This is a genomic window from Clostridioides sp. ZZV15-6597 (assembly GCF_020657815.1).
In the GTDB taxonomy this organism is placed as follows: Bacteria; Bacillota; Clostridia; order Peptostreptococcales; family Peptostreptococcaceae; genus Clostridioides.
Genome location: NZ_JAGWCT010000204.1, coordinates 1 through 2,524 on the forward strand (window position 1 = coordinate 1; position 2,524 = coordinate 2,524).

4 protein-coding genes and 1 pseudogene are annotated in these 2,524 nt (G+C 23.8%); 4 read left to right on the plus strand and 1 reads right to left on the minus strand.

Translation table 11 applies throughout. The features are described 5' to 3' along the window. Positions 1–155: 155 nt before the first annotated feature. Entirely contained in the window at positions 156–785 is a 630-nt protein-coding gene (locus tag KGF52_RS20795; protein WP_227841491.1) for an amino acid racemase, read from the minus strand. Positions 786–902: 117 nt separating this feature from the next. On the opposite strand from KGF52_RS20795, the gene KGF52_RS20800 reads away from it, so the two are divergent. The 4 genes and pseudogenes from KGF52_RS20800 to KGF52_RS20815 all read left to right on the plus strand — a co-directional run. Further along, positions 903–1,586 carry a M56 family metallopeptidase gene (locus KGF52_RS20800; protein WP_227841489.1) on the plus strand — a complete coding sequence of 228 codons (684 nt, stop codon included), beginning with the start codon at positions 903–905 and terminating at the stop codon, positions 1,584–1,586. 133 nt (positions 1,587–1,719) lie between these two features. Beyond that, positions 1,720–1,896, plus strand: a complete 177-nt coding sequence (locus KGF52_RS20805; protein WP_227827997.1) for a hypothetical protein — start codon at positions 1,720–1,722, stop codon at positions 1,894–1,896. Between the two features lie 105 nt (positions 1,897–2,001). Then, positions 2,002–2,100, plus strand: a pseudogene (locus KGF52_RS20810) (XRE family transcriptional regulator); the annotation flags it as partial. 197 nt (positions 2,101–2,297) lie between these two features. Further along, positions 2,298–2,524 (plus strand): hypothetical protein (locus tag KGF52_RS20815; protein ID WP_227841490.1); only part of this gene is annotated, 227 nt, incomplete at its 3' end.

Here is a 2,524-nt window from a genome sequence, read left to right on the forward strand (position 1 = left end):
ACAATCTCATTTAAGGTGAATTTTACTTTAGAATCATCATCAAAAATAAAAAAGTCAGTATTCATAAAAAAGTAAAGTGGTAAGATTATCTTATCACTTTACTTTTTCATGAATAATTTATCTAAAATATTTATGAATTAAAAATAGAGTGAATTCTATTTCTCTAATTCTAAATATTTCTTAATAACTGACTCTGCTAAATATTTTGACGAATCAATAATATTAATTGATGGTTGTATCTTTTCTAAGACAACATTTAAATCAGTGCAAGCAATTACTATATTTTCAATAGATTCAAATTTTACACTTTCTAGAAATTCATTCAAAATATTGATATTTTGTGGATTATTCTTATCTGTTTTGATATTTTGGATAAGAGCATTTATCTTTTTTTGCCATTCATCTTTAAATATAAATTTATGACCAGCATCTGTTATACCTTTTTGATAAATTTTAGATTCAAATGTTGAACTTTTTGAAAGTAGAGTTACTTTTTGTGGAGTAGAAGGTAAATCTTTAACAGTTTCTTCTACAATATTTAATAATGGAATACTTATTGATTCTTTCAATTCTTTAAAATATATATGAGCTGAGTTGCATGGCATCGCAATAAAGTTTGCCCCAACGGATTCAAGTTTTTTTAGACCCTTAATGATAGTTTTTTTCATAAGTTCATGATTTATTGGGCGGTCAATATAAAATGGAGTAGGTAAGGAATATATCATAATTTCAGGAAACTCTTCATCGTACTTCGCTCCATATTGAGACTGACATTCATCAATAATTAAATCAACAAATGGTTCTTTGTATTAAAAGAGCCATAGTTCTGTTCATATTTTTAGAGTGTTGTTTGTTTTTCAAATATTCCGCAATTCACTCTAGAATAAGGGTGGTGAAAATTTATGCTTTCGATTCTAAACGATTTTCTTAGGACAGTTTTAGTAAGTAGTTTATTTACGGCTCTATTATTAGTTTTTAGAATGACTATTTTTAAAATTTTTAGTAGAAGATTTAACTACTATATATGGTTTATTGTTATTATTAAGCTATTGTTACCATTTACATATTATACTTTTGCATTTAATGAATTTAAATATCAAGAGAATATTAATAAGGTAAATCTAGAAGGTTTTAACAATCTTTCTACTTTGTGTACTATGATTTTAGTTTCTGTTTGGGCTACTATTACAATATTTTATTTGATTTATACTTTATGGAAATATATTGAACTTAAAAATCTGATAGATGATTTGTCATATGAGGTTGATGACAAATACATAAACAATCTTTATAGTAATTTATTAAAAGAACTTAATATAAACAAAAATATACAAATTAAATATCCTCATGAAGTTGAAACACCCTCATTTTTTAATTCATGTATTCTTTTACCACCATATGATTATACACTAAAAGAACTGGAATGGATATTTAGACATGAGCTGATGCATTTTAAGAGTAAAGACCTTTGTATTAAATATCTAGTATTATTTTTAAAAATAGTATATTGGTTTAATCCTTTTATGTACATTATGGATAAGATTATAGATTTAGATTGTGAACTTTATTGTGATGAAGAGTTTTAAAAAATCGTAGTATAGAAGATAAAAAAGAGTATGCTTTGACTGTTATAAATGCAATGAAAAAAGATTTAAATTCTTCAAATAAATTTGTAGCCAGATTACATAAGAAATCAGATATAAAAAAAGAGTATCTAATATGTTTAATGAAAAAAATAGAACAGGTATTTTAATGGCAATAATTTTATGTTTATTCTCATTGATTACATATTTTAAATTTGATTCAATTGCATCAAATCCAGTTAAACATTCTTTAGAGGCTCCGATGCCAGTAAATACAGGGAAAGAAAAATCTTTTACTATAACTGTAGATTAAAAAGTTTTCAACTAATATATAAATTAATTTAATAATTTATTATAATACATTTTTTGAAAGGTTATAATGTTATAGAATACTAATAATGAAGGAGAAGTACATAGGATGAAAGAACTTGATTTCAAAGCAATAGGTCAAAGAGTAAAAATTGCAAGGATAAAGAAAAGACTAACTCAAGAAGTTGTTACAGAAAATGTAAAAATTGTTTCAATCACGCTTAGATAATGTATATTAAATAAATATTTTATTTAAAAAGCTTCTATAAGTTTAATTATTTTGGAGCTTTTTTATTGTATCAAAACAAATTTCAAATATGTCTTTAGAGATTAGTTGGATTATAACCTTTTCATTATAAAATTCACTAATATCTTTGGTACAATAGAATAAAAAGGAGACTTATTATGAAAAATTGTTTAGAGTGCAGTTATACTTTTACTATTATAGATAGATTTAAAAGTATATTTACAGGAAAACTTAGATGTAAAAAATGTAATACCATATATAGAGTGAAAAGAAGTATTTATCGTTTTATATACTATTTAGTTATATATCTTTCAAGTATATTTGTTGCGCCAATTTTTACAAATTATAAAGGAATACCTTTAGGTTTTTTATCTAGATTATTAAT

Excerpts from the sequence above, each read along its gene's own strand:
- KGF52_RS20800 (WP_227841489.1), top strand. The coding sequence starts at position 903 with ATGCTTTCGATTCTAAACGATTTTCTTAGGACAGTTTTAGTAAGTAGT.
- KGF52_RS20805 (WP_227827997.1), top strand. The coding sequence starts at position 1,720 with ATGTTTAATGAAAAAAATAGAACAGGTATTTTAATGGCAATAATTTTA.